Genomic DNA, 22,720 nt, shown 5'->3' with positions numbered 1-22,720 from the left:
CTCAGGCGACGGGCGCTTCGACGGGAGGGTGCAGCACGGCGTGGGCCAGCGTCGCGCGCAGGTCCGCATCGGGCACCGTGGTGACAAAGGCCTCGCCCAGCTTCTTGAGCAGGATGAACTTGATCTGGCCGGCCTCGGCCTTCTTGTCCACCTTCATCAGCTCGATATAGCGGTCGGCGCCCAGGTCGGGGGCCACCACGGGCAGCATCGCCGCGGCGGTCAGGCGCTGGATGCGGGTGCGCGTCTCGATGTCGATAAAGCCCAGCCGGTGCGACAGATCGGCGGCCATCACCATGCCGCAGCCCACGGCCTCGCCGTGCAGCCACGCGCCATAGCCCATGCCGGCCTCGATGGCATGGCCGAAGGTATGGCCGAAGTTCAGCGTGGCGCGCACGCCGCCCTCGCGTTCGTCCTGGGCGACCACCGCGGCCTTGATCTCGCAGGAACGCTGCACCGCCTGCGCCATCAGCGTGGCGTCGCAGCCGTTGAGGGCGGCGATATGGCGCTCGATCCAGGCGAAGTAGTCGGCGTCGGCGATGGCGCCATGCTTGATCACCTCGGCCAAGCCGGCGGCCAGCTCGCGCGGCGGCAACGTCGCCAGCGTGTCGATATCGGCGATCACCGCATTGGGCTGGTGGAACGCGCCGATCATGTTCTTGCCCAGCGGATGGTTGATGCCCGTCTTGCCCCCGACCGACGAATCGACCTGCGCCAGCAGCGTGGTCGGCATCTGCACGAAGGGCACCCCGCGCATGTAGCAGGCGGCCGCAAACCCCGTCATGTCGCCCACCACGCCACCGCCCAGCGCGATCAGCGTGGTCTTGCGGTCCGCACCGGCCGACAGCAGCGCGTCGAAGATCAGGTTCAGCGTTTCCCAGTGCTTGAACGACTCGCCGTCGGGCAGCGTCACGGTGCGCACGCTCTTGCCCAGGCCCGACAGCACCGCCTCGACGCGCGCGGCATAGAGCGGACCGACGGTCTCGTTGGTGACGATGACGGCATGCTGGCCGCGCACGTGCGGGGCCAGCAGGTCGGCGCGGTCGAGCAGGCCGGTGCCGATATGGATGGGATAGCTGCGCGAGCCGAGGTCGACTTCGAGGGTAATCATCGGGAGGGCTTGTTGGGAAGACTGTCCTGCGGCGACGGCGTGCCGTCGTCGTCGCCATGTTCGATGCTGGTGGCCGCGGCCACGAAGCCGGCCATCTCCAACTGCATCAGCACCATGTTAGCAAGCTGGGCCACCGAGGGCTTGCCGGTTTCGATGATGAAATCGGCCACCTCACGGTACAGCGGATCGCGCTCGGCGTACAGCGACTCCAGCTTGCCCTTGGGGTCCTCGGTCTGCAGCAGCGGCCGGTTGCGGTCGTGACGCGTGCGCAGCCACAGGTCGTGCGGGCTGGCGCGCAGATAGACGACGGTGCCGCGCTCCTTCAGGCACTGGCGATTGGCCGGACGCAGCACGGCGCCGCCACCGGTCGCCAGCACCACGCCCTGGCGCCGGGTCAGCTCGTCGATCATGTGCGCCTCGCGGTCGCGAAAGCCGGCTTCGCCCTCGTGGTCGAAGATGACCGGGATGCGGACGCCGCAGCGCGCCTCGAGCTCGTGGTCCGAGTCGAAGAACGGGTAGTCGAGCCGGCGGGCGACGGTGCGGCCGACGGTGGTCTTGCCGGCGCCCATCAGGCCGACGAAGAAAAGGTTCGGACGGGTTGCTGTCACTGGCGTGTCGCGGGAACGGCAGCAGGCGCATTGGCGCAGGCTTCGTCCCCGCAGGTAAGGAACGGCATCATCTTCTTATTTTGCGGCGGGCCACGCAAGAAAGCGGCCGCTTCGGCCGCCCTGCCAACGTCCGCGGCGCGGCTTCCGACGCCTGCGGCGCAACGGGCCATAAAAAAAGCCGCATCGGCGCGATGCGGCCTGCCAGTCTACTGCATCGCGCCCGCGCCGGGCGATTTGGGCCTATTTCAGCGAGACGCTGTCGTTCAGGATGCGCGGCGTCAGGAAGACCAGCAGCTCGGTGCGATCGTTGGTGCGCGCATTGTTCTTGAACAGGTAGCCCACCACCGGGATATCGCCCAGCAGCGGCACCTTGTTGACGTCGTTGCGCTCGGTCTGGGTATAGATGCCCCCGATCACCACCGTGCCGCCGTTCTCGACCAGCACCTGCGTCTGCACGTGCTTGGTGTCGATGGCGAAGCCCTGCGTCGTCTGAATGCCCACGCTGTCCTTGTTGACGTCGACATCGAGCAGCACGTTGCCTTCCGGCGTGATCTGCGGCGTCACCTCCAGCTTGAGGTTGGCCTTGCGGAACTGCACCGAGGTCGCGCCGCTGGACGTGGCCGCCTGGTAGGGCAGCTCGGTGCCCTGCTCGATCAGCGCCTTGATGTTGTTGGCGGTGACCACGCGCGGGCTGGAGATGATCTTGCCCTTGCCGTCGGCCTCCAGCGCCGAGAGCTCCAGCGCGAGAAAGCGGGTGGCGGCGCTGTTGAACAGGCTCACCGCCAGGTTGGCCGGACTGGCCCCGTTGATGGAGCCGGCGGGCAGGCTCAGGAACGGGCCATTGTCCGACGTGGCGCCGGGCAGCACGTTGTTGTAGGTGTTGCCCACGCGCGCGTTGTTGAACGAGCCGGCGAACCCGAGCTTGACGCCGAGGTTGCGGCTGAACTTGTCGTCCGCCTCCACGATGCGCGCCTCGATGATGACCTGGCGCACCGGGATGTCGATCTTCATCAGGAAGCTCTGCACCTCTTCGAGCTTGCTCGCCACGTCCGACACGAACAGCTGGTTGGTGCGCGCATCGGCGGTCAGCGACCCGCGCCGCGACAGCATGCGGTTGGCGCCCATGGCCGCCGCGCCCGCCTGCGCGCCGACGCCGGCGGCGCCCGTGGTGCCGCCCACCGTGCCGCCGCCGATCAGCATGCGCCGCACATCCTCCGCGCGCTGGTAGTTCAGCTGGAACACCTGGCTGCGGATCGGTTCGAGATCGGTGATCTGCTGCTGCGACTCCAGCTCCAGTTTTTCCTTGGTCGCCAGTTCGGCGCGCGGCGCCACCCACAGCACGTTGCCGTTGCGGCGCGATGCCAGGCCCTTGGCGTCGAGCACGATCTGCAGCGCCTGATCCCACGGCACGTCCTTCAGGCGCAGCGTCAGGTTGCCCTGCACGTTCTCGCTGGTGATGATGTTCAGGTTGGTGAAGTCGGCGAAGACCTGCAGCAGCGCCCGGATGTCGATGTTCTGGAAGTTCAGCGACAGCCGCTCGCCGCGATAGCCGGGACCGCTGATCAGCTTGCCCGGATCCTCCTTGATCGGCCGCACCTCGACCACGAACTGCGTGTCGGTCTGGTAGGAGCTGTACTCCCAGTTGCCGCGCGGCTCGATGGTCAGGCGGGCATTGCCGTTGGTGTCGGTCGCGCGCATGCCCTGCACCGGCGTGCCGAAGTCGCTTACGTCGTAGCGGCGGCGCAGGTGTTCCGGCAGCGCGGTGTTGAGAAAGTCCACCACCACGTTCTGGCCCTGCTGCGCGATGTTGACGCCGCCGTCGCGCGAGGACAGGTCCACCACGATGCGACCGGCACCGTCGGGCCCGCGGCGGAAATCGATCTGACGAAGCGCCGGCCGCGACGACAGCTGCGACTGCGCCTGTGCGTTGTTGGCGGCGAAAGTCGGCGCGCTCGAGCGCGAGGCCGGCGCCACGTTGTCGATCAGCACGACGAACTGATTGCCCCGGGACTGCGTGCGGTAGCTCGCCGCCCGTGTGAGATCCAGTACCACGCGGGTACGGTCGCCGATCTGGACCACGTTGGCGCCCTTGAGCAGCTTGCCGCCGTAGTCGTACTGCGCCCGTCCCTGCGCGAAGCCCATGCCGACGAAGTCGAGCGCGATCTTGGGGGGATTCTGCGTGGTGAAGTCGGCCGGCGGCTGCGCGAGCGGACCCTGCAGCGTGACGGTAAACACGGTCTGCTCACCGACCGTGGTGGCCTCGACCTGCTGGATCGCATTGCCGGGCGCACTGCCTGGCGCGCCGCCCTGCGCGTGGGCCCGCTGCGCCCCCGGCAGCGCCAGCGCGGCGGCCACCGCGAACCACGCCAACGTGGCGCACGCATGCGTGCGCGCCCGATGCCAGCGCCGGATCGTCATGCCGGCACCTCCAGCTTCAGGCTGGTCATTTTCTCTTTCCACTCGCCTACCCCTTCCCGGACCAATTCGCGCAGCACGATCTCCCGATCGGTGATGCGGACCACCCGGCCGTAGCTCTGGCCGAGATATTGACCCACCCTGATATGGTGGACCTTGTTATCAACCTGCACGATGGCGTAGGTCTCGCCAGCACGGCGCATCGACCCCATCATCCTGAAGTTCTCCAGCGGGAAATCCTCGAGCGCCTCGCGCGGACGGTGCGCTTCCGGCGACTCGGACAGTGCCCGCGTCAGCTCGCCGATCTTGGTCTGCGCGAAGGGCTCCGGCGCATTGCGCGCGGCGTACTCGCGCGCCGCATAGGGCTTGGGCTCGGGCAACGGCGGGGGCGGCGGCACCTTGGCGCTGCGCGCCGAGGCCATCCACTGGCGCAGCATGTCTTCGTCGCTGGGCCCGCAGCCGGCCAGCAGGCAGGCGGCGACGACGGCGAGCGCGCTCGCGCGGCGTATCGGCGCGCGGCTCATTTCTGGCCTCCCTGCGCCTTGGCCGCGGCCGCCGCGGCGGCGGCCTTGCGCTGCGCGGCGAGCTCCTCGGCATCGAGCGCGCGATAGGCCATGGCCACCGCCTCCATCGCCAGGCCCGCGCCGTCCTTGCCGGCGGTCAGCTGCATGCCCTGGATCGACACGATGCGCGAGAGGCCCGCGACATCGGCATTGAACTGCGCCACGTCGTGATAGCGCCCGGTGACGCGCAGGTTGACCGGCATCTCGGCGAAATAGGGCTTGAGCACCGCCGGCTGCGGCTTGAACAGTTCGAACTGCAATCCGCGCGCGACGCCGGAGTGGTTGACGTCGGCCAGCAGCGCGTCCATCTCGGCCTTGTCCGGCAACTGGCGCTCGACCTGCGCCACGCGCTGCTCTACCTCGCGCTTCTGCGCGCGCAGCGCATCGAGATTGGCGACCTGCGCCACCTTGGCCTGGTAGGACTGCTTCAGCGACTCCTGCTCCATGCGCTTGCGATCGCGCTCCTCGAGCTTGCCGCTCCAGTACAGCTGCCAGCCCAGGCCCAGCACCAGCGCCGCTGCCAGCACGGAGAACACCACGCGCGGCGCGGCGGGCCACGTCTGTGGCTCGTTCAGGTTCAGGCCGCTGAACTGGCCCGTCAGGTCCGACAGCGAGATTTCGCTATTGAGCTTCATGTCAGCCCTTCCCTTGGGTGGCGCCGGTGGCGGGCGTCCCGGGCTTGGCGCCCGCGGCGGGCGCCTCGGGCGCGCGATAGGCGAAGCGCATCGAGAAGTCGAACAGCCGGCGATGCTCGCGCAGGTTGTTCGTCATGCTCACCGCCTTGGACTCCACCAGCTCGGCCTTGTCCAGCCACGCGACCGCGCCGAGATTGCGCAGCAGCTCGGACACGCGCTCGTTCGACTGCGCGATGCCCGCCAGCGTGAAAGCCTCGCCGGTCTGCTTCAGGCTCGTCACGTAGACGCCTTCGGGCACCTGGCGCACCAGTTCCTCCAGCAACTGCACCGGCCGGTTGCGCTGCAGCTGCAGGCTCTCGACCGCGCTCTGCCGCTGCAGCAGCGCGTCGATATCCTTCTTCAGCGAATTGACCTCGCGGATCTGCGCATCCATGCGGCTGTTCTCGGCGATCAGCACCTGGTTCAGCGCATCGACGGACGCGGTCTGGTGGTCGATATACCAGCCGCCGAGCAGTACCGCGAGCAGCCCGCTGCCCGCGGCCGCGCCGAGCCCGCCATAGGCCTGCCTGCGCCGCGCCGCCTTGCGGGCTTCGTGGTAAGGCAGCAGGTTGACGGTCGGGATCGCGTTGTTTGCCATACGAATTCCCTCCCCGGGATCACTGCAGCCCGCGCAAGGCGAGGCCGGCGCCGACGATGTAGGCAGGCAGGTCGCGCTGGAGGTAGCGCGCGTTCACCTTGCCGGCGGTCGCCATGTTGGCGAACGGATTGGCCAGCGTGGTCGCGATGCCGGTGTGCTGCTCGATCGCGGCCTGCACGCCCAGCAGCGACGCATGGCCGCCGCAGAGCAGGATCTCGTCGACGCGGCCCAGGCTCGAGCTCGCGAGGAAGTTGCGCACCGCGCCCTGCACCTCGATGCCCAGCGCCTCGAGCGAGGGCTTGAGCAGCTGCGCGCGCCAGTTGTCCGGCAGCGTGTTCTTGCGCTTCTTGATCTCGGCCTTGAGCACGTCGAGCGTAAACATGCGCGCGGCGCTCTGCGTGAGCTGGTCGCCGTAGCTGTTCAGCGGCTGCTCGTACAGTTCCTTCCAGCCCTGGTAGAAGATGGCCTTGGAGCGGCTGCCGCCCAGATGGATGACCGCCACCACCGGCAGGTCCTTGGCATCGGTCTCGGACAGCGCCTCGGGCACCGCGAGCATCTGCGCCACCGAGCGGTGGACGGCGTATTCCTCGACATCCATCGCCTGCGCCTTGAGCCCGGCGAACTCGGCCACGGTGACGCGCTCCTGCACCCGTTCGCTGTTGGTGGCGGTCACGCGCACGCCGATGCCGCCCTCGGTCTCGTTGGGGCCGATCACGGCATAGTCGAAATTGACGGCCTGCGAAGGCGGAAACAGGCGATGCGCCTCGGACTCGACCTGGACGTACAGCTCGTCGTCGGACAGGTTGTCCGGCAGGCTGACGGTCTGCGATTCGGTGAGCATGGAAGGCACGCCGAGCACGACGTCCCGGCCGCGGATTCCCGCCTTGCCGAGCGCGCGCCGCAGCGCGGTGCCGACCGCCTCGATATTGACCACGCTGCCGTCGGCGACGGCATTGCGGTCCAGCAGTTCACTGGCACATTTTTCCAGCCGGTAGTCGTTGCGCTTGCCCCCGACGGACAGCTCTACCACCTTGATGCTGGACGACCCAATATCCACGCCGACCGTAGAACGGCGCAGAAACCCCGACAAGATGCCTCGTCGCAAGGTGACCCCCTGACATTGAACTCGCCCCTGGCATGGATGCTCTAATCGGGCGGCTGTTTCTTGGAATGAAACGTTTTTTGTCTTTTCTGTTGGTGGATTCTCACAAAGAAAGTATGGCGTGGCAATGTGCCGGTCTGACCACGCTTTCTTTTTGCGAGCCCCCTCATTAAAGCGTTGCCAAAATCCGACGCTCCCTGACCGCACCGTTACCGCGACGCGCCGGGCGCCTCTTCCGACCTTCCTTTCGCTTCATTCTGTGTTCAGTTGCATTACATCTTGTAACAGCGCCATTGCGGCGGGAAGGGCACCGCATGGCGGGATCGCGGGGGGCCGGGCGATATAATCGCGGCACTCCTTACTAGGTATTTCCCTTATGGCAACAGCACAACAGAAGCCGGCCCTTCCGGCTCGCCGCCCGCTTTGGATGCGAGCCACCTTCTGGGCGCTCGGCCTCCTGGCTGCGGGTATCGTCACGGTGGCGCTGCTGATCGGATATGCGCTGCTGGTGGCGGCGCCCAACCTGCCATCGCTCGATACGATCACCGACTACCGTCCCAAGATTCCGCTGCGCATCTACACCGCGGACAACGTGCTGATCGGCGAATTCGGCGAGGAGCGCCGCAACTTCGTGCCGATTGCCGAGATTCCGGACGTCATGAAGAAGGCGGTGCTCGCGATCGAGGACGACCGCTTCTACGAGCACGGCGGCGTGGACTACATCGGCGTGCTGCGCGCCGGCATCGCGAACATGCGCGGCGGCCTGTCGCAGGGCGCGTCGACCATCACCATGCAGGTCGCGCGCAACTTCTTCCTCTCGAGCGAGAAGACCTATACGCGCAAGATCTACGAGATGCTGCTGTCGTACAAGATCGAGGCCAACCTGACCAAGGACCAGATCCTCGAGCTGTACATGAACCAGATCTATCTGGGCCAGCGCGCCTACGGCTTCTCGAGCGCCGCGCGCGTGTACTTCGGCAAGTCGGTAAAGGACGTGACGATCGCCGAGGCCGCGATGCTCGCCGGTCTCCCCAAGGCGCCGTCCGCCTACAACCCGGTGGTCAACCGCAAGCGCGCCAAGGTCCGCCAGGAATACATCCTGATGCGCATGCGCGACCTCGGCTACATCACGCCGGCGCAGTACGAGGAAGCGATTCACGAGGAACTGAAGGTGCGCAGCGAGGGCAACGAGTTCTCGACCCACGCCGAGTACGTGGCCGAGATCGTGCGCCAGCTGATGTACGCGCAATACCGCGAGGAGACCTATACGCGCGGCCTGACCGTCTACACCACGCTGACCAAGGCCGACCAGGACGCGGCCTACGAAGCGGTGCGCGACGGCGTGATGAGCTACGAACGCAAGCACGGCTATCGCGGGCCGGAAGCCTTCATCGACCTGCCCAACGATCCGGCCGAGCGCGAGCAGGCCATCGACGACGCGCTGGTCGAGCATCCCGCCAGCGACGACCTGCGCTCGGCGGTGGTCACCAGCGCCTCGCCCAAGCAGGTCAAGGCCACGCTGCCGTCGGGCGAGGTGGTCACGATCGAAGGCGCGGCGCTGCGCTTCATCGCGCCCTCGCTCGCCAGCAACGCGCAGCCGAAGACCCGCATCCGGCCGGGCGCGATCATCCGCGTGATCCAGGACGCCAAGGGCGCGTGGACGGTGACCCAGCTGCCGGAAGTGGCTTCGGCCTTCGTGTCGCTGAACCCGGAGGACGGCGAGATCCGCGCCATGGTCGGCGGCTTCGACTTCAACCGCAACAAGTTCAACCACGTCACGCAGGCCTGGCGCCAGCCCGGCTCCAGCTTCAAGCCGTTCATCTACACGGCCGCGCTGGAGAAGGGCTTTTCGCCGGCCACCGTGATCAACGACGCGCCGCTGTCGATCGGCCCGGATACCGGCGGCCAGGTGTGGGAGCCGAAGAACTACGACGGCAAGTTCGAGGGCCCCATGTCCATGCGCCGCGCGCTGGCCAAGTCCAAGAACCTGGTGTCGGTGCGGATCCTGCGCGCCATCGGCACGCAGTACGCGCAGGACTACATCACGCGCTTCGGCTTCGACGCCGACAAGCACGCGGCCTATCTGCCGATGGCGCTGGGCTCGGGCAGCGTGACGCCGCTGCAGATGGCGGCCGCGTATTCGGTGTTCGCCAACGGCGGCTACCGCGTGAATCCGTACCTGATCCAGCGCGTGGTCGACGCGCGCGGCAACGTGGTGTCCGAAACCCGGCCGCAGCGCGCCGGGCAGGATGCGGTCCGCGTGATCGACGGGCGCGTCGCCTTCATCGCCGACAGCATGCTGCGCGACGTGGTGCGCACCGGCACCGCATACAGCGCCAAGCAGCGCCTGGGCCGCAACGACCTGGCGGGCAAGACCGGCACCACCAACGACGCGGTCGACGCGTGGTTCGCCGGCTATACGCCCAAGCTGGTCGCCATTGCCTGGATGGGCTACGACCAGCCCAAGAGCCTGGGCGTGCGCGAGACCGGTGGCGGGCTGTCGCTGCCGATCTGGATCAGCTACATGGGCAAGATGCTCAAGGGCATGCCGGAAGCGCCCGAGCGCCAGCCGCCGGAGGGCGTGGTGATGGTAGCGGGAGACTGGACGCTGGAGGAGAACGCCGGCGGCAGCGGCGTGGCGTCGGTGGGCCTGGGCGATCCGTGGCCGGGCAAGGTCGACCCCGCGGCGCCGCCGCAGGTCGACGTCGAGGCCGAGAAGCGGCGCATCCTCGAGATGTTCGGCGGCGGGGGCTGAGCCCGCCCGCGGGACGCACGAGAAACGGCAAAGCCGGCCCATGTGGCCGGCTTTGTCTTTGGGCGATGCAAAGGGCCCTTGCGGGCCCGGCTCAGCGCAGCGTGATGGTCGTGCCCGCCTGCTGGCTCAGGTACTGCGACAGCGCCTGGTACAGCTCGCCACCGCTGCGCGTATCGACCCACCGTTCGCCATCGCGGCGGAAATGGAAGCCGCCCGCGCGCGCCGCCACCCACAGCTCCTGCATCGGCGCCTGGCTGTTGACGATGATCTTGGAGCCGTCCTCGAACTCCAGTTCCATCACGTTGCCGGTGCGGTTGATCTCGATATCGGCATCGGCCGCGTCGGCCGCCGTTTCGATGTCGCTTTCCAGCCGATCCAGCGCCGCGCTGGCCAGGGTCACGAACTCGCTTTCGCTCAAGGGGGGCATGCTAAACTCCAAGACCGCCGGGCCGCCGCCGGGGATCGGCGAGGTCGGCGTCCGCAGGCACGAACCGCCGTCAAACCCCACCACCCGGTTTTCCCGCTCCTTCGATGCGGGCGCGCGCTTGCCGGCGCTGCGTTGATTATTGTCTTCTGGTCCCGCCGGGACCGCACTCTAAGGACGACCCGATGTTGCGTCGTGTTGCGATTGTATCGGCGTTTGCCGCCACCCTTGCGATGTCCCTGCTGGCGGGATGCGGCATTCGCGGACCGCTGACGATGCCCAAGCGCCCGCCCGCACCGACCGCGCCGACCGTGCCGGACCCGGGGCTCGGCAAGGCCGGCGCCCCGGCGCCAAGCGAGTTCGTCGCGCCCGCCAACGGCGCCGCCCCGTCCGCAACGTCCACACCGGCCGATTCGTCCGCACCCCGTTCGCCGCAATCGGCACCCGGCTCCGCCTCTCCCGCCAAGTAGAACATGACCGCCTTTTTCCATCGCCACGACGGCGCGCTCGCCGTCGAACAGGTACCGCTTGCCCGTATCGCCGCCGAGTTCGGCACGCCGACCTATGTGTATTCCCGCGCGGCGCTGACCGCCGCGTACCGGGCCTACGCCGCGGCCTGCAAGGGCCGCCGCGCGCGCGTGCAGTACGCGATGAAGGCGAACTCGAACCTGGCGGTGCTGCAGGTCTTCGCCGAGCTGGGCGCGGGCTTCGACATCGTGTCGGGCGGCGAGCTGCAGCGGGTGCTGGCCATCGGCGCCGATCCGCGCAAGGTCGTGTTCTCCGGCGTGGGCAAGTCCGAGGCCGAGATGGAGCTGGCGCTCGCGCACGACGTGATGTCGTTCAACGTCGAGTCCATTCCCGAACTGGACCGGCTCAACGCCGTGGCCGGGCGCGTCGGCAAGCGCGCGCGCGTGTCGCTGCGGATCAATCCGGACGTCGACGCCAAGACCCATCCCTATATTTCCACCGGCCTGAAGGGCAACAAGTTCGGCGTCGCGTTCGACGACGTGCTGCCGACCTACCGCGCCGCCGCGGCGCTGCCGCATCTGGAAGTGGCCGGCATCGACTGCCATATCGGCTCGCAGATCACCGAGGTCGCGCCCTACATCGAGGCGCTGGACAAGGTGCTCGACGTGGTCGAGGCACTGGAGCGCGAGGGCATCCGGCTCGAGCATATCGACGTGGGCGGCGGCCTGGGCATTACCTACGACGACGAGACGCCGCCCGACATCACCGCCTTCGCCACCACCCTGCTGGACCGGGTGGCCGAGCGCGGCCACGGCCATCGCGAGGTGCTGTTCGAACCGGGCCGCTCGCTGGTGGGCAACGCCGGCGTGCTGCTCACGCGCGTGGAATTCCTCAAGCCCGGCGTCGCCAAGAACTTCTGCATCGTCGATGCCGCCATGAACGATCTGGCGCGGCCTGCCATGTACGAGGCCTACCACCGCATCGAGCCGGTGGCCGCCGCCGGCTCGTCATCCGACCCCGCCGCCGTGGTCTACGACGTGGTGGGTCCGGTGTGCGAATCGGGCGACTGGCTGGGCCGCGACCGCTCGCTGGCCGTGGCGCCGGGCGATCTGCTGGCCGTGATGTCGGCGGGCGCCTATGGCTTCGTGATGAGCTCGAACTACAACACGCGGGGCCGCGCCGCCGAAGTCATGGTCGACGGCGATGCCGTCCATCTGGTGCGCGCCCGCGAGCGCGCCGAGGACCTGTTCCGCGACGAGCGGCTGCTGCCCCGCTGAGGCGCCGCCGTCCGGCGACCCCGCCCTCCGCCGGCCGCTTGCCTCAGCGGCCGGCTGCGTTGCGCCGCCACCACCAGACCCGCACCCCCAGCAGCACGAAGACCACCGCGGCATAGATCGACACCTCGGTGAAATCGTTCTTGCCCGCCTTGTGCCACCAGTAGTGCAGGATGGCGAGCACCGCGATCGCGTAGATCGACTTGTGCAGCGCCTGCCAGCGCTTGCCGCCCAGGCGCCGCACCATGCCGTTGGTCGAGGTCAGCGCCAGCGGCACCATCAGCACGAACGCGGCGAAGCCCACCGTGATGAAGGGTCGCTTGACCACGTCCTTGGCCATATAGGCCAGGTCGAAGCCGCGATCGACGCCCAGCCACAGCAGGAAATGCATCAGGCCGTAGAAGAAGGCGAACAGGCCCAGCATGCGGCGCAGGCGAAGCAGCCAGTTCCAGCCGGTCAGCCGCCGCAGCGGCGTGACGGCGAGCGTGGCGCACAGCATCACCAGCGTCCAGGTTCCGGTGGAGCGCGTGACGAACTCCAGCGGGTTGGCGCCGAATTGCCCCGTCGCGCCCAGATACAGCAGACGCGCGAACGGCAGCAGCGCCAGCAGCCACAGCGCGGCCTTGACCAGCCGTACCTGCGCCGGGGCCAGGCCGGCCAGCCCTCCCTTGGCGGCGGCGCGGGCCGCGCCTGGCGCCGGCCGGTCGAGGCCCGCAACATTGGCTGGCGCGTTGCGGGCGGAAGAGTCGGTCCTCATCGATATCGGTCCCGTGATGGTCGCGGCGGCGCTTAGAACTGCTTGCGCAGGTCCATGCCCTGGTACAGCGACGCCACCTGCTGCGCATAGCCGTTGAACGGCAGGGTCTTGCGCTTGGGCGCGAACAGCGCACCGAAGCCGCCCCCCTTGCTCTCGCCGATCCGGCGCTCGGTGGCCTGGCTCCAGCGCGGATGGTCGACGTCCGGATTCACGTTCGAATAGAAGCCGTATTCCTGCGGGGCCGCGATGTTCCAGCTGGTGCGCGGCTGCTTCTCGACGAAGCGGATCTTCACGATCGACTTGGCGCTCTTGAAGCCGTACTTCCACGGCACCACGAGGCGCACCGGCGCGCCGTTCTGGTTGGGCAGCACCTCGCCATACAGCCCGAACGTCAGCAGCGTCAGCGGATGCATGGCCTCGTCCAGCCGCAGCCCTTCCGTGTAGGGCCAGTCCAGCACGGGGCTGCCCAGCCCCGGCATCTGCTTCTTGTCGGCCAGCGTGACGAACTCCACGAATTTCGCGCTGCCCTGCGGCTCGACGCGGCGGATCAGTTCGGCCAGCGAATAGCCGGTCCAGGGAATCACCATCGACCACCCTTCGACGCAGCGCAGCCGGTAGACCCGCTGCTCCTGCGGCGCCAGCCGCGTGAGCTCGTCGATGTCGTAGACCTTGGGCCGCTTGACCAGACCCTCGACCGAGACCTGCCACGGGCGCGGGCGCAAGCTGCCCGCATTGCGCGCGGGGTCGGACTTGTCGGTGCCGAACTCGTAGAAGTTGTTGTACGTGGTGACGTCGTCGTAAGGCGTGGCCTTGTCGGTCAGCACGTAGGCGTTGTTGGGCGTGGCGGGCAGCTTCTGCGCGGCGGGGTTCTGCGCCAGCGCCTCGCGCGCGAACCACGGGCCCAGCGCGCCGCCAGCGGCGCCGGCCGCCGCCAGCGCCAGCCAGCGCCGCCGCGACTCGAACACCTCGCGCGGCGTGATTTCGCTGGCGGCGACATCGTCGCCACGCAGCCACTTTGGTGAGGGGATCAGCATCGTCATTCCTTTGCGTGTAAAGCGGGCGGACCTGCCTGCGTTGCGACTTCCCGGCCGGGCCGGCACGGCGCGACCGGGGTATTCCTTACTGCGTTGGACCGGTGCAGCGGTCCAGGGTGCGCGGCCCGCCGGCAACGCCACCTGCGGCGTTCGGTCGCGCCCCGCGCGGTCTCAACCGCTGCGGTACTGGCGATATACGCTCTGGGCCAGCGCCAGCAGCCGGTCGCGCTCCAGCGGGCCGGCCAGCGCAAACCCGACATCCCGGTCGACCCAGTAAAAGGCCATCGTGCGGGCCGCATCGGCAGGCCGGTCGCTCGGGCCGCGGCCCATTCTTTCCATCCGGAAACCGGTGTCCGGCGTGCCCTGCGCCATCCGGCGCAGCTGCAGCGACAGGCGGGTACCGTCCTGGCCCTCGTACATCAGGATGGCGGACGGTCCGCCCTCGGCGACCCCCAGACGCCCCCCCATCAGCCGGAAGCCCAGCGGGTAGAGGTCGGGCACCTGCAGCGGCGCGCCGAGGCGCTTGGACAACCATGCCACCAAATGCGCCTCGTCGTCGGCCGTCACCTCGACCGGATGCCGCACCTCCGGTGCGTAGACCACGTGGCTGGCCAGCGCCTGGCGCGCGAAGCGCTCCACCGCCGGCGCGGTGGCGATCAGGCCGCCGCCCGCGCCGCCCGCGGCCATGCTGCCGTGCGCCATCCAGCCGATGGCGGCGCCCAGCGCCAGCGACGCGACGCTGGCCGCCAGTCCCACCGTCCATGCCGTGCGGCGCCCCGGCGAGGGCGCGCGCGCGCCGTCCTGCCCGCGCAGCCCGGCCGGCAGGGCCCGGCCCGGCACCGGTTCGTTGAGCACGCCGTCCAGCGCGGCATGCAGTTCGCGCGCCTGCCGCTGCCACGACGCGACGCGCGCCGCGGCCTGCGGGTGGGCGGCCAGATAGGCATCCACCTCGGCGCGGCGGGCGGACGCCAGCCGGCCGTCGGCATAGGCATGCAGTTCGTCTTCGTCCGGGATCGGTGGGGGCGTCATTTGATTCTTTGCAGGCCGGGTCGGGTGGCCGGCCGCGGTGCGCCGGCGGTCGTCGCCGCATCGGGTGCCGTCTCGCCGTCGAGCAACTGGCGCATGCGCTCGCGGGCCCGCGCCAGCCGGGACATCACGGTGCCGACCGGCACGTCCAGCACGCGCGCCGCCTCCTGGTAGGAGAACTGCTCCAGGCTGACCAGCAGCAGCACCGCCCGCTGGGCCTCGGGCAGCGCCTCCAGCGCACGCGCGAGATCGCGGCGCAGGCCGGGATCGGCGCCGGGTGCGGCAACGTCGGGCAGGACATCGGCCGCGACCACCAGATCCGCGCGGCGCACGCCGTTCAGGCGCAGCCGGTGCATCAGCGTCAGCAGCCACGACAGCAGGCCGTCGCCGCCGTCGCCCCAGCGCGCGCCCGTGCGCAGGCGGAAACGCCAGCGATAGCGCAGCGCCCGCTCCAGGGTGTCCTGCACCAGGTCGTCGGCCGCCGCCACGTCGCGAGTCAGGCCGCGCGCATGGCGCCGCAGGCGCGGCGCCAGCGCGATCAGTTGGCGGTCAAACCCGTCCATGCCCGGGGCCGTGGCGATGATCCGGTCCTGCGTGCGCCGCAGTCCAGGCCGTCAGGGCTTGGCGACGTGCCACACGTTGTTGAGGTTGTCGCCGGTGCGGTCGCCCGGCTTGGCGTCCTTGGCGAAGCGGTACAGCGGCTTGCCCTTGTAGGCCCACTGGCGCGTGCCGTCATCGCGGGTGACGACGGTGTAGCCGCCGGTCGGCGCGGTGCCCGGCTGCGCCAGCAGCGGCGGCCAGTTGGTGGCGCAGGGCCCGTTGCAGACGCTCTTGCCGCTGTTGGCGGTGTCGCGATCGAACGTGTAGAGCGTCAGCCCCTGCGGATCGGTCAGCACGCCGTCGGCCACCTTGACGGCGGCGGGCATGCCGGCCTTCGCGCCGCCGCCATCGCCGGCCAGGGTCGAACAGCCGGACAGCAGAACGGCCGCGCAGGTGGTGGCCAGCAAGGCCGAGCGGAGCGTCGTGCGGGACAGGGACGCGGTTCCGGAAGCGAAACGGCGGGAAAGGGCCATGATGCGGTCTCCTGGTCTGGGGGCGCCGCCAGCCGGCGCCCTGCCCCTCAGTAAACACCCGATGTGATGCATTTATTCCATGCCGGCGAAAAAAAACCTGCCCCGAGGGGCAGGTTTGTCGTCCGGGAGCGGGCCGGCGGGCCCGCGGATCAGAGCTCGCCGTAGCTGTGCAGCCCCGACAGGAACATATTGACGCCGAGGAAGGCGAAGGTCGTCACCAGCAGGCCGACCACGGCCCACCAGGCCGCCATGGTGCCGCGCAGGCCCTTCATCAGCCGCATGTGCAGCCAGGCCGCGTAGTTCAGCCAAACGATCAGCGCCCAGGTCTCCTTGGGGTCCCAGCTCCAGTAGCCGCCCCAAGCCTCCGCCGCCCACAGCGCGCCCAGGATGGTGGCGATGGTGAAGAATGCAAAGCCAACTGCAATGGCCTTGTACATCACGTCGTCCAGCAGGTCGAGCGAGGGCAGCCGCTCGGCCAGGATGCCACGCTGCTTCAGCAGGTAGGCCACCGCGACCATGGCCGCCAGCGCAAAGGTGCCGTAGCCGACGAAGTTGGCCGGTACATGGATCTTCATCCACCAGCTTTGCAGCGCCGGCACCAGCGGCTGGATCTCGTGCGCGTCGCGGCTCACCGTGTACCACAGCAGGAAGGCCACCGCCGCCGACACCACCAGCATCACGAAGGGGCCCAGCGCGCGCGTCTGGTAGCGGCCCTCGTAGTACAGGTAGAACAGCGAGGTGATCAGCGTGAACAGCACGAAGACTTCGTACAGGTTCGAGATGGGGATATGGCCGATATCGGTGCCGATCAGGTACGACTCGTACCAGCGCACCAGCATGCCGGTAAAGCCCAGCACCACCGCGGCCCACACCATCTTGCTGCCGATGCTGTAACCGGCCTCCGAGCGGCCCAGCAGGCCGCCCCAGTAGAACAGCGTGCCGAGGAACACCAGCGCCGACATCCACAGGATGGCCGACTGGCTCGACAGGAAATACTTCAGGAAGAACGCCTGTTCGGCGCGGGCGAGATCGCCCTGATAAAGCTGGATGGCGAGCAGCGACAGCACCGTCAGCCCGGCCATCAGCGGCCGCACCGGCTTCCAGTACCAGCCCATCAAGGCGAAGGTGGGCACCGAGGCCACCAGCACGCCCTTGTCGTAGCCATCCATCCACTGGCCGTAGCGCGTCAGCGCGAAGCCGGCGCCGACCGCCAGCAGCACTGCGTAGACCCAGTCGACCCAGGACAGCCGGCGCAGCAGCGGCGGCTGCATGTAGACGCCCTCGGGCGCCGCGGCGTCCCGGGCCGCCGCCGGCGGATTGATGTTGGTAGCGTTGGAGGACATATCCTTACCTGCTCTTAAGTGGGGAGCGGCGGGTGGACCCGGCCGCGCTAGTCGGCGTCCGGCACCGCGGTGCCGCCCGCGGCCCGCCGCACGTCGTCGCGCAGGGCCGCGAATTCCTTCTCGAAATCGAGGGTGCGACGCTGGGTCGACATGGCCATCAGCACATGGCTGCCGGTGGCATCGGCATCGGCCGCGCCCGCGTCGGCGGCGCCGCCGCTCGTGCGGTCGTCGGCCCGGTCCTTCACCCAGATCCAGACGCGGCGCTCGCGGATATAGAGCATGGAGAACACGCCCAGTACCAGCAGCAGGCAGCCAAGATACACGATGTTCTTGCCCGGCGCACGGGTCATCTGGAACACGCTGGCCTTCACTTCCTGGAAGTCGTCGAGCTGCAGGAAGACCGGCGCGGCGTAGAAGAAACTGTCCGACAGCGCGTTGATCGCCTGCTGCAGGAACGCGCCGCTTTGCGCGCTGTTGGGCACCACGGGCAGCTTGTCGCGCTCGCGCGCGAGCTGCCACAGCTCCCACATGGTGCCGTTCAGGATCTTGAGCAGCACGTCGGCGGCCTTTTGCTGCTCGGCCGGTGGCACCGACTTTTCCAGGAAGGCGGCAATGGCCGTGAAGCCGCCCGGCGGCGCCTCGCCGTCGCCGCGCGAGGCGCCGGCAAACAGGTCCAGCGCGCGCTGTGCGCTCTCGCCCAGCTGCGCCCGCAGCGGCGCCTTGTCGTCGCCAGGCATCGAGGCCTGCGCGAAACGCCGTGCCGCCTCGCCGCGCAGCGCGCGGTCCTGCAGCGCCGCGCGCAGGCGCATCCAGTCGGCCACCGTGTTCTGGTCGTCGGCCGGGATGCGCAGGTAGCGGAAGGCCTCGCTCGGCGAGTCGCGCATGCCGGCAAGGAAGACCAGCTGGCCGTCCAGCGCCACGGGCACCATGTAGTTGTTGAACTCGCGCGCCTGGCCGTTGCGGTCGCGCAGCTTGTACTGCACCGACGGGCCGACGTTGCGCAGCTCCTTGCCGCGCTCGGGATTGGCCGCCGAGCCGAGCCGGGCCTCGAGCTGCTCGTTGAAGGACTTGCGGGCGACGCCGCGCGCGTCCGGCTTGCCGGAGGCGTCGGTGACGTTCTCGATATTCATCAGCCGGAAGTCGGCGAACTCGACCGTCAGCCCCGCGTCGTCCGCGGCCGTGCCGGTACCCTTGAGCGGCAACTGCCCGCCCACCGTGCCGGCCAGCGGGAACGTGCCGGTCTGCGCGCCCTGCATCGGATAGCCGACGAACTTCAGGCGCGAGCCCCCGTCCTCGAACGAGGACTGGTAGATGGCGATGCCGTCCACGATCAGCGGCTCGTTGACCTTGACCGTGGCCTCCGTCTGCTTGCCGGTGGCGCGGTCCGTCACGATCACGTCGGAGGCGAACAGCTTGGGCATGCCGGTGGAGTAATGCTCGACCGTGAACTTCTTCAGCGTCAGGCTGAAAGGCAGATCCTGCACCAGCGCGCCGTCGGCGACATTCAGGATGGCGGTGGAGACGGTGGCGCCCTCCGGCACGAAGGCATTGCCCCGAAAGCCCGGGTTGCTGGCCGGCAGGCGGTGCTGCGGCGGAATCTCGTTGATGACCGCGTTGCCGCTGACCGGCGTCTTGCCGCCGAACCACATCTGCGCGCGGATCAGCATGTCGCCGTCGAGCAGGCCGCCGATGCAGATCACGACGATGGCCACGTGCGCGAAGATATAGCCCAGCTTGTTGAAGGCCCCGGCCTTGGCCGCGATCAGCGTCGCGCCCTCGTGCTCGACCCGCTTGACCCGGTAGCGCCGGTTGACCAGCAGTGCCGCCAGCCGCGCCACCGTGTCGGCCCGGCCGTTGCCGCTGTCGAACTCGCCCCGGTGGTGGAACGCGCGCAGGCTGCGCTCGCGCACATGGTCCTTCCACGAGCGCATGTCCGCGATCATCTTCGGCGCATTGCGCGCGATGCACAGCGAGGTCGACACGACCAGGAAGGCCAGGATCAGCAGGAACCACCACGAGCTGTACACCTTCTGCAGCGACAGCGCGTGGAACAGGTCGGCCCAGAAGGGACCGAACTGGTTGACGTAGTTCGGATACGGCTCGTTCTGCTTGAGCACCGTGCCGATCACGCTGGCGATCGAGATGACCGTCAGCAGCGCGATGGCAAAACGCATCGACGACAGCAGCTCGACGACGTCACGCAGCAGGCGGTGGGATGTCTTCAGGTGCAGGCCCGAAGTGGAAACGGTCGACATGTGCGGATGAGGCCGAGGCGGTGAAATAAAAAAGGGTGGACATGCTCGCGCAGGCCACCCTTTTCGATTGTTGTCGGGCCGCTTGGTTGCGGTCCGGTACCCCGCCGAAGCAAGGCCCGGGCGTCCCCGAGGGACGCCCCGACGCGGAACGACTTAGCGAACGCCGGCGACGTAGTCGGCCACTGCCTTGATCTCGGCGTCCGACATCTTGGCCGCGATGGCGGTCATCACAGGGTTGTTCTTGCGGTTGCCCTGGCGGAAGGCGACCAGTTGCGCTTCGGTGTATTCGGAGAACTGGCCGCCGATGCGCGGATACTGGGCCGGGATGCCAGCGCCGGTCGGGCCGTGGCAGGCGGCGCAGGCCGGCACGCCCTTCGCGGCGATACCACCACGATAGATCTTCTGGCCCTGCTCGATGGTGTCCTTGTTCTTCGCGGTGGCCGGCTTGAGGGCCTGCTTGCCGAGATAGGCGCCCAGGTCGCGCATTTCCTGGTCGGTCAGCTGCGCGGCGATGGGCGTCATGATGGGGTTGTTGCGGACCTTGGTCTTGAAGTCCTTCAACTGCTTGTCGATGTATTCGGGGTGCTGGGCGGCAAGCTTGGGGTTGACCGCCGCGCCGCTGTTGCCGCCGGCGCCATGGCAGCTCAGGCAGGCGGCCACATTGCGATCGGGCGCGCCTTGCGAGAAAAGCGTTTCGCCCTTGGCCGGATCAGCTTTGACGGCGGCCTGCTCTGCGGCAGATGCCAGACCGGTCATGGCCGTTGCCGGCAGTGCCAGCGCCACGACAGCCAGAAGTTTCGCAATGCGGTTCATTCGCACACCTTGTCTGATTGTTTTTGAATACCGTCATGCTTGCCGTTCAGCCTCCCGCCCGCGGTGAGGACGCGCTGGGCGAAGACTTGGACATCGGAGAGTCAGCAGGCCGCGAGGGCCGGGAAACCGCCGTGATCTCCGTCCCGGCCTGACCGGGCCGAAACGGGATTACCGCCGGATTGTGTTGCCACTGCTGCCACGATGGAACGACATGCGGGCCTGCCGCGGGGCCGCGGCGGGTGGCGGTGAATGCCACACGCCACCCGGTCGGGAGGCCGTAAACCGGGTTATTGTACAATAAAACCCTTCCCGGAAAGCCGCTTCGGACACCCCGCGCGGCTTGCCGGCCACGGCGGCAACCTTGCCGCCCCTGCCACCCGCAGCCAATGTTTTCGCGAGGTGGACCGAGCCACCAGTGGCTCGCCCCGCCCACCCGCTCCTTGCCCCGATCCGCATGTCCCTTCTCCATCAGGCCCGCTTCTTCACCACCGTCAATCACCTGCGCGACCTGCCGACCACGGCCGTGCCGGAAGTGGCCTTTGCCGGACGTTCCAACGCGGGCAAGTCCACCGCCATCAACGTGCTGTGCAACCAGAAGCGGCTTGCGTTCTCCTCCAAGACGCCGGGCCGCACCCAGCACATCAACTTCTTCACCATCGCCCCGGTCAAGGCGCCCGACGCGCTGGGCTTTCTCGTCGACCTGCCCGGCTACGGCTACGCCCAGGTGTCGGGCTCGGCCAAATACCACTGGCAGGCCTTGCTGGGCGATTACGTGCAGTCGCGTCCGCAGCTGGCCGGGCTGGTGCTGATGATGGACGCGCGCCGCCCGTTCACCGATCTCGATTGCCAGATGGTCGAGTGGTTTTTGCCCACCGGCAAGCCGATCCACGTGCTGCTGACCAAGGCCGACAAGCTGACCAGCAGCGAGAACGCGCTGGCGCTGCGCGAGACGCGGCGTGTGCTGGCCGACTATGCGAAGCAGGCCGCGGGCACCGCGACGCTGACCGCGCAGCTGTTCTCGAGCCTGAAACGGCGCGGCATCGAAGAGGCCCAGCAGCGTATCGCCGGCTGGCTGGCGCTGCCCGAAGCGAGTCCGCCGGCCGATGCCGCAAACGGCGCGGACGGCACGGACGGCACGGATGGGCAGGACGGATCGGCCGCGCCCGCGCAGGACTGAAGCGCGCAAAAAAAAACCCCGCTGCAAGCAACGGGGATGAACTTTCCCGCTTTGAAGGCGGGTACCCGCTCAGGGAGGAGTAGCGGGGGACACCGCGCCACGCGAGGCGCAACGCAGAGTGTCCGCGAGTATGATAGCGGGCACACCCAAAAGTTTAGTTTTTCTTTCACGGCGGACACGCTTTCCCACGGCTGCGATGCCGCTGTGATCCCGCCGGTGCATTTCCGCGATTTTCTTTCGATCCCGCCATGTCGACCTTTCCCGAATACCGCCCCCGCCGCATGCGCCGCGATGATTTTTCCCGCCGCATGATGCGTGAACATCGGCTCTCGCCCGACAACCTGATCTACCCCGTCTTTATCCTCGACGGACAGAACCAGCGCGAGACCGTGGCGTCGATGCCCGGCGTGGAGCGGCTCTCGGTCGATCTGCTGCTGCCCGTGGCCGAGGAATGCGTGAAGCTGGGCATTCCCGTCATGGCGCTGTTCCCGGTGATCGACCCCTCGCTGAAGACGCCGGACGGCATCGAGGCCACGCGCGACGAGGGCCTGATTCCCCGCGCGGTGCGCGCGCTGAAGGACCGCTTCCCCGAACTGGGCGTGATGACCGACGTGGCGCTGGACCCGTACACCAGCCACGGCCAGGACGGCGTGCTGGACGAGAACGGCTACGTCATCAACGAGACCACCGTGGAGCTGCTGGTGCGGCAGGCGCTGGTGCAGGCGCACGCGGGCGTGGACATCGTCGCGCCGTCCGACATGATGGACGGCCGCATCGGCGCGGTGCGCGCCGCCCTGGAGAACGAAAGCCATATCCACACGCGGATCATGGCGTACTCGGCCAAGTACGCCTCGGCGTTCTACGGCCCGTTCCGCGATGCCGTCGGCTCCGCCGCCAATCTGGGCAAGAGCAACAAGATGACCTACCAGATGGACCCGGCCAATACCGACGAGGCCCTGCGCGAGGTGGCGCAGGACATCATGGAAGGCGCCGACATGGTGATGGTCAAGCCCGGCATGCCGTACCTGGACATCGTGCGCCGCGTAAAGGACGAATTCCGCTTTCCGACCTACGTCTACCAGGTCAGCGGCGAGTACGCGATGCTCAAGGCCGCCGCGCAGAACGGCTGGCTCGACCACGACAAGGTGATGATGGAATCGCTGCTGGCCTTCCGCCGCGCCGGCGCGGACGGCATCCTGACGTATTTCGCGCGCGACGCGGCGCGTCTGATGCAGGGCTAGGCACGACTCGCG

General features: G+C 68.4%; 21 protein-coding genes. 5 read left to right on the top strand and 16 right to left on the bottom strand.

Going from position 1 to position 22,720, the window contains the following annotated elements; all coding sequences use genetic code 11:
- Position 1: 1 nt before the first annotated feature.
- The 7 genes from aroB to pilM form a co-directional block, all read right to left on the bottom strand.
- Entirely contained in the window at positions 2–1,108 is a 1,107-nt protein-coding gene (aroB, locus tag LDO27_RS23275; protein WP_222209598.1) for a 3-dehydroquinate synthase, read from the bottom strand.
- Entirely contained in the window at positions 1,105–1,677 is a 573-nt protein-coding gene (locus tag LDO27_RS23270; RefSeq protein WP_224044333.1) for a shikimate kinase, read from the bottom strand. Before LDO27_RS23270 ends, aroB begins: the two co-directional genes overlap by 4 nt.
- Positions 1,678–1,956: 279 nt before the next feature.
- Complete coding sequence (gene pilQ / locus LDO27_RS23265) at positions 1,957–4,134, bottom strand: type IV pilus secretin PilQ (RefSeq protein WP_224044217.1); 2,178 nt, start codon at positions 4,132–4,134, stop codon at positions 1,957–1,959.
- Positions 4,131–4,655, bottom strand: a complete 525-nt coding sequence (locus tag LDO27_RS23260; RefSeq protein ID WP_224044214.1) for a pilus assembly protein PilP — start codon at positions 4,653–4,655, stop codon at positions 4,131–4,133. Before LDO27_RS23260 ends, pilQ begins: the two co-directional genes overlap by 4 nt.
- Complete coding sequence (locus LDO27_RS23255; protein WP_224044212.1) at positions 4,652–5,329, bottom strand: type IV pilus inner membrane component PilO; 678 nt, start codon at positions 5,327–5,329, stop codon at positions 4,652–4,654. The genes LDO27_RS23260 and LDO27_RS23255 overlap by 4 nt, the downstream gene beginning before the upstream one ends.
- Position 5,330: 1 nt before the next feature.
- Positions 5,331–5,966: a PilN domain-containing protein gene (locus LDO27_RS23250; RefSeq protein WP_222209609.1), complete on the bottom strand. Its 636-nt coding sequence runs from the start codon at positions 5,964–5,966 to the stop codon at positions 5,331–5,333.
- A 19-nt stretch (positions 5,967–5,985) separates the two neighbouring features.
- Complete coding sequence (gene pilM, locus LDO27_RS23245) at positions 5,986–7,056, bottom strand: type IV pilus assembly protein PilM (RefSeq protein WP_224044210.1); 1,071 nt, start codon at positions 7,054–7,056, stop codon at positions 5,986–5,988.
- Between the two features lie 388 nt (positions 7,057–7,444).
- On the opposite strand from pilM, the gene LDO27_RS23240 reads away from it, so the two are divergent.
- The gene (locus LDO27_RS23240; RefSeq protein WP_224044208.1) at positions 7,445–9,823 is read left to right on the top strand and encodes a penicillin-binding protein 1A; all 2,379 of its coding nucleotides are present in this window, start codon (positions 7,445–7,447) and stop codon (positions 9,821–9,823) included.
- Positions 9,824–9,914: 91 nt separating this feature from the next.
- Here LDO27_RS23240 and cyaY read toward each other — a convergent pair whose 3' ends face one another.
- Complete coding sequence (gene cyaY / locus LDO27_RS23235) at positions 9,915–10,250, bottom strand: iron donor protein CyaY (protein ID WP_224044206.1); 336 nt, start codon at positions 10,248–10,250, stop codon at positions 9,915–9,917.
- Between the two features lie 104 nt (positions 10,251–10,354).
- On the opposite strand from cyaY, the gene lptM reads away from it, so the two are divergent.
- Both lptM and lysA read left to right on the top strand, forming a co-directional pair.
- Positions 10,355–10,717, top strand: coding sequence for an LPS translocon maturation chaperone LptM (gene lptM, locus LDO27_RS25685; RefSeq protein ID WP_377747765.1), 363 nt, complete (start codon positions 10,355–10,357; stop codon positions 10,715–10,717).
- 3 nt (positions 10,718–10,720) lie between these two features.
- Complete coding sequence (lysA, locus tag LDO27_RS23225; RefSeq protein WP_222209619.1) at positions 10,721–11,992, top strand: diaminopimelate decarboxylase; 1,272 nt, start codon at positions 10,721–10,723, stop codon at positions 11,990–11,992.
- 43 nt (positions 11,993–12,035) lie between these two features.
- Here lysA and msrQ read toward each other — a convergent pair whose 3' ends face one another.
- From msrQ to LDO27_RS23185, 8 genes are all read right to left on the bottom strand, one after another.
- Positions 12,036–12,746, bottom strand: coding sequence for a protein-methionine-sulfoxide reductase heme-binding subunit MsrQ (msrQ, locus tag LDO27_RS23220; protein WP_224044203.1), 711 nt, complete (start codon positions 12,744–12,746; stop codon positions 12,036–12,038).
- Positions 12,747–12,778: 32 nt separating this feature from the next.
- Positions 12,779–13,780 (bottom strand): protein-methionine-sulfoxide reductase catalytic subunit MsrP, encoded by a 1,002-nt coding sequence (msrP, locus tag LDO27_RS23215; RefSeq protein WP_224044331.1) that lies wholly within the window; start codon positions 13,778–13,780, stop codon positions 12,779–12,781.
- 171 nt (positions 13,781–13,951) lie between these two features.
- Entirely contained in the window at positions 13,952–14,809 is an 858-nt protein-coding gene (locus tag LDO27_RS23210) for an anti-sigma factor family protein (RefSeq protein ID WP_224044201.1), read from the bottom strand.
- On the bottom strand, positions 14,806–15,369 hold the full coding sequence (locus LDO27_RS23205; RefSeq protein ID WP_222209623.1) for an RNA polymerase sigma factor: 564 nt from the start codon (positions 15,367–15,369) through the stop codon (positions 14,806–14,808). Before LDO27_RS23205 ends, LDO27_RS23210 begins: the two co-directional genes overlap by 4 nt.
- Before the next feature lie 51 nt (positions 15,370–15,420).
- Positions 15,421–15,879: a COG4315 family predicted lipoprotein gene (locus LDO27_RS23200; RefSeq protein WP_222209624.1), complete on the bottom strand. Its 459-nt coding sequence runs from the start codon at positions 15,877–15,879 to the stop codon at positions 15,421–15,423.
- Between the two features lie 149 nt (positions 15,880–16,028).
- On the bottom strand, positions 16,029–17,222 hold the full coding sequence (ccsB, locus tag LDO27_RS23195) for a c-type cytochrome biogenesis protein CcsB (protein WP_377747764.1): 1,194 nt from the start codon (positions 17,220–17,222) through the stop codon (positions 16,029–16,031).
- Positions 17,223–17,269: 47 nt separating this feature from the next.
- The gene (locus LDO27_RS23190) at positions 17,270–19,477 is read right to left on the bottom strand and encodes a cytochrome c biogenesis protein ResB (RefSeq protein WP_222209626.1); all 2,208 of its coding nucleotides are present in this window, start codon (positions 19,475–19,477) and stop codon (positions 17,270–17,272) included.
- 153 nt (positions 19,478–19,630) lie between these two features.
- The gene (locus tag LDO27_RS23185) at positions 19,631–20,290 is read right to left on the bottom strand and encodes a c-type cytochrome (RefSeq protein WP_222209627.1); all 660 of its coding nucleotides are present in this window, start codon (positions 20,288–20,290) and stop codon (positions 19,631–19,633) included.
- A gap of 454 nt (positions 20,291–20,744) precedes the next feature.
- Here LDO27_RS23185 and yihA point away from each other — a divergent pair, with 454 nt between their 5' ends.
- Together yihA and hemB are read left to right on the top strand one after the other, a co-directional pair.
- Positions 20,745–21,467, top strand: coding sequence for a ribosome biogenesis GTP-binding protein YihA/YsxC (gene yihA / locus LDO27_RS23180; RefSeq protein ID WP_224044199.1), 723 nt, complete (start codon positions 20,745–20,747; stop codon positions 21,465–21,467).
- Between the two features lie 248 nt (positions 21,468–21,715).
- A complete protein-coding gene (gene hemB, locus LDO27_RS23175) occupies positions 21,716–22,708 on the top strand; it encodes a porphobilinogen synthase (RefSeq protein WP_222209629.1) in 993 nt (330 codons plus the stop codon).
- Positions 22,709–22,720: the final 12 nt, after the last annotated feature.

This window comes from Cupriavidus respiraculi (assembly GCF_914271545.1).
GTDB classification, from domain to species: domain Bacteria; phylum Pseudomonadota; class Gammaproteobacteria; order Burkholderiales; family Burkholderiaceae; genus Cupriavidus; species Cupriavidus respiraculi.
Note: the sequence above shows the minus strand (reverse complement) of the source record. Positions and strands in the feature narration are given on the sequence as shown.